The sequence below is a fragment of the Vibrio sp. V43_P6S15P86 genome, from assembly GCF_009904725.1.
GTDB classification, from domain to species: Bacteria; Pseudomonadota; Gammaproteobacteria; order Enterobacterales; family Vibrionaceae; genus Vibrio; species Vibrio diabolicus.
Genome location: NZ_WXWT01000308.1, coordinates 1 through 4,425 on the forward strand (window position 1 = coordinate 1; position 4,425 = coordinate 4,425).

At 43.6% G+C, this 4,425-nt stretch carries 3 protein-coding genes; 1 reads left to right on the forward strand and 2 read right to left on the reverse strand.

The annotated features are described in order from the left end of the window. On the forward strand, positions 1 to 1,936 hold a 1,936-nt coding region (locus tag CAG69_RS13680), incomplete at its 5' end, for a hybrid sensor histidine kinase/response regulator (protein WP_161444692.1). Positions 1,937 to 2,039: 103 nt separating this feature from the next. Here the strand turns inward: CAG69_RS13680 and cqsA are convergent. Together cqsA and ylqF are read right to left on the reverse strand one after the other, a co-directional pair. Beyond that, a complete protein-coding gene (cqsA, locus tag CAG69_RS13685; protein WP_161444694.1) occupies positions 2,040 to 3,221 on the reverse strand; it encodes an alpha-hydroxyketone-type quorum-sensing autoinducer synthase in 1,182 nt (393 codons plus the stop codon). Between the two features lie 340 nt (positions 3,222 to 3,561). Further along, positions 3,562 to 4,425: ribosome biogenesis GTPase YlqF (gene ylqF, locus CAG69_RS13690; protein ID WP_161444696.1), on the reverse strand; the 864-nt coding region annotated here is incomplete at its 5' end.

Here is a 4,425-nt window from a genome sequence, read left to right on the forward strand (position 1 = left end):
CCCACAGGCTTATGAAAACTTGCCGCTCAGATTGTTTTGTTCACTATTGTTCTTTGGCATCATTTTTAGAAATCGCCTGTCGTCAACGTGGCGAAAATATATCCATATTTACTACCAAGTGACGATAACGATCTGCTTACCGTTTTTCTTTTTCTATATGTTACTGATGAATGACTGGTCCAATGTTTGGGTCATGTCCTTTATGTCCGCGATTTTCTTGCACATTCTATTGGTTCATGTCACAAGAGTTATGTTCGCTCAAACTTTTGCCGGAATAGGTTTAGCGACGTTCTTTGCTTGGGTGGCGAAAGGGTTTCATCTCGATTTAACAATGGACTGGACGTATGTGCCAATCTTTCTCTTTATTTATGTATTTGGCAATTTATTCTACTTTCGGAACCAAGTAGAGCACGAAGCGAAAGTGTCGTTGGCCAAGTCATTCGGGGCCGGAATTGCGCATGAAATGCGTAACCCTTTAAGTGGCCTTTGCACGTCAATCGATGTTATCCAATCAGTCTTACCCAATAAAAAAGAAGCCGAGAAAGACCAATATCTGATGAGCGGAGAGGATGTCACCCTGCTGCGCGAAGTTAGTGAGGATGCGATGAACATCATCCAGTCGGGCAACGAGACGATAGATTTACTTCTGACATCGATAGACGAAAACCGTGTCTCGCGATCCAGTTTTCAAAAGCATTCTGCTCACTTTGTGGTTGAAAAAGCGATTGAAAGCTTTAGTTATAAGCGTGCGACGGATCGCTTTGCTATATCCCTAGATGCGAGAAGTGAGTTTGATTTTCTTGGTAGCGATACCTTACTTAAATACGTTATGTATAACCTTTTCAAGAACGCCTTCCATCACCGCACATCTGAAGATTTCCACATACATGTGTCCATGACGAGCACGGAGCACTCAAACCAAATCGTTGTAACCGATAATGGTGCTGGTATTGCTCCTGATGTCCTACGTAATATATTTCAGGACTTTTACACAACTGGTAAGTCAGGCAGCTATGGTTTGGGTTTGCCATTTTGTAAAAAAGTGATGCGTTCTTTTGGAGGTAACATTGAATGCCAGTCTCAGCTAGGTGAGTGGTCTCAGTTCACGTTAACTTTCCCGCCGATCACATCTGATATCGTGACTGAAATTAAAAACGATTTGACCAAACTCAAAACCATCCTAACGGTGACTAATCAAGATATTCTTGTGTCGAAAGTGACGGACATTAGCCGTTTTATGGGTTTTGAATCAACGATCTTAGATGTTAATCAAGTGCTCAAAAAGAAAGAGTATGAGTTCGAATTCGACCTGATTTTTATCGACCTTGAGAGCTTGGACGCAAGAGCAAACCAATTAGATAGATTAGAATCTCTTTTGTCCTTCACGGAAGCTCGTATCGTTTATCTTTTTGAGCATCACCCGACACAGAGAGCATGCAAAGCGGCATATGAGCCTATTTGGGTCGAGACTCAAGCCTGGTTATTGAATACTAAGCCAACCATTGACCGTCTCTTGTATGATTCAAGCTATGTGTCGACACCAACCGCCTCAGTGGCTTTGGATACGTCAAATAAGCGGACAATTATGGTCGTAGATGATAACGAATCTTTGCGAAAATTTACCGCGATGTTACTCGAAAAGCAGGGCTTTGAAGTGATTCAGAGAGAAGACGGGCAGCAAGCACTGGATACATTAGAGCAAGAGAACGTTGACCTCATTCTTATGGATATCGAGATGCCCATCATGGATGGTGTAGAAGCTTCAAGGCGAATTCGAAGCTCGGATAAAAACTATGCGTCGGTACCTATTATTGCGCATACTGGGGATAGCTCACCTGTTACGCTGGACAAAATAGGCTCTTCTGGCATGTCTGACTTTATCGTGAAACCAGCGGATAAAAATCGCTTATTCGACAAAATCGCAAACTGGATTTAATCACTCGCAACTGTGTTATCTTGAGACGAGTTGATCATAACGCGAATACGGATAAAGAGCTCAGCAAAACTGCTGAGCTCTTTATTTTTACCTACACTCTAGCTTATACAAACTCTAGATCGGGATGAACAAACGCTTCTTGGCAGGCGGAAAGAACGTGATCGACTTCGGCGGCAGTCATGTCCGCATTGACAGAAAAACGAATGATGTTCTTGTTTCTTCCTGTTGCAGGGCGACAGAAAACTGCACCAAAGACATTCCTTTCTTCTAGAAAGTCGCGAACTCGCTCAGTGTTTCTTTCGTTGCCACATTCTAGCGCGATAATTTGCGATTCACTGCGAATAGTAAACCCAATACGTTTTAAACCAACGGCTAGAGACTTCGCTCTTTTAAACAAAATCTCCCGCTTGTCATCGGCTTTTTTTATGACGTCCAGTGTTTTTTCTAACCGAATAATTTCTTGCGGTAACACGGTGGAGCTGAAAATGGCAGGATACGCGACAAATGGAAGCGTCTTAGCCAGCTTTTCTGCTCCTAAAATTGCGCCAGCACGATAAGCAAATGTCTTTGCAAGACTTACGGTTACAAAATCCACCATATGAGTCAAATCCAGCTCTTGCAGTAGCCCAGCGCCTTGCGTACCGTGCGTACCTAACGAGTGCGATTCATCTACAACTAAGCCGCAGTCAAACTCTTGTGCTATTTCGTAGATATCACGTAGAGGAGCAATGGTTCCGATAGTGCTGTAAACCGAATCCACAACAATAATTCCCGAACCATGGCGTGAAATCTGTTTTCGTAAGTGGTTGGTGTTGTTATGCATGAACGGATGAATTTGTGCTCCTGCGATACGTGCACCTTCCCATAAAGACATATGCGCAAAGAAGTCGATATACACAGGTATGTTCGGTGCACAAATAGTCTGTAATAAACCGACATTCGCAGCCCATCCCGATTGAGAAAGCAGACAACTAGGCATGCCGACAAAACTGGCTAGTTGAGTTTCAAATGCAGGTTTTGACTCATCATCTTGCAAGAAAATCGCGGACATCACGACGTTGTCATCGTGTTGAGAAATCGCATCACGATGCGCGTTTTGAATCTCCTTGTTATGAGACAGTGCCAGGTAATCATTGCTTTGCATAACAACGGCATTACATGGTGGACGTTTACCAAGAACAAGGTGTTTCTTGTTCTCGTTCGGTTCAATTAGATCTTGAATATGAAAATCTAGGCGTTCCTCAATAAAGGAAGGAAGTGGTTTGCTTTGTATAGTTTCACTCATAATAAATCTCTTCTTCATATGGAAAAACGCCAGCGCTGACACTTATTCATATTGCGGATTTTGGGGAGAGTGTCACTAATCAGGTTGCATAAGTTTGCAGACCCTTGCAAACTCAACATTTGAGGGTTGGATGGTGGCTGTAACTCTATAGGGGCCCGGGGTCTAAACTAGTTTGTGCTTAAAGTTTATACGGCGATTTTGCGGTGTTTTTTTTCGTGCTTCATGTCTGGACTTTGTATGAGGAATATAAAGTTTGAAAAGTGAAAAAATGGGCGCATTAGATAACAAAAAAGCGCGAAAATCGCGCCTTAAAATATGATTGGGAAAAGATAATATCAGTTTATCGCTTATTACGTAGATAGCGCTTGCGGCGCTCTTCTTTACGCTTCGCTTTTTCTTCTTCTTTACGAGCGGTTTCAATCTCGACTTCAATCAGCTCTTGAGTGATCATTTCTGGGCGCTCTAGTGTAATTTGGCCTAGTGTCCCTTGGCGAAGTTCGTGCAACAAAATCTCTGATACTTTGTGCAAGTCCACACGTCCACCTGCGCGTAGTGCACCACGGCGACGACCAATTTCTTCCATGATCTCGATATCTGATTCAGGAAGCTCTTCGATTTGGTAACGTTCTTTCAGCTTGTCTGCATAGTGGGCTGCTAGGTACTCAATGGTGTAAAACGCAACCTCGTCGTATTCCATTGCAGTATCTTTTACAGCGCCAGTAGCAGCTAAACGGAAGCCACTGTGTGGGTTTTCCACTTTTGGCCACAGAATCCCTGGTGTATCGGATAAAACGATGCCATTTTGCAGGTTGATGCGCTGCTGACGACGTGTTACCGCGGGCTGGTTACCAGTCACCGCGATCGTTCGACCAGCTAGAGTATTGATGATTGTCGATTTCCCAACGTTTGGGATCCCCATGATCATGGTACGAATGTTTTTACCGATCTCTTCACGGTGTGGGGCAAGTTTACGGCAAAGCTCCATGATTCGATGCACTTCTTGCGGTTCTGACGTCGTGATCGCCATTGCTTTTACGTGTTGCTCTTGCTCCAAGTGCTCAATCCATAATTGAGTTAACTCAGGATCGGCCAAATCACGCTTGTTCAAGACTTTAACGACTGGCTTGTCACCACGGATTTGAGATATCAAAGGGTTTTCACTACTGAAAGGAATACGAGCATCCAGTACTTCGATGATCACATC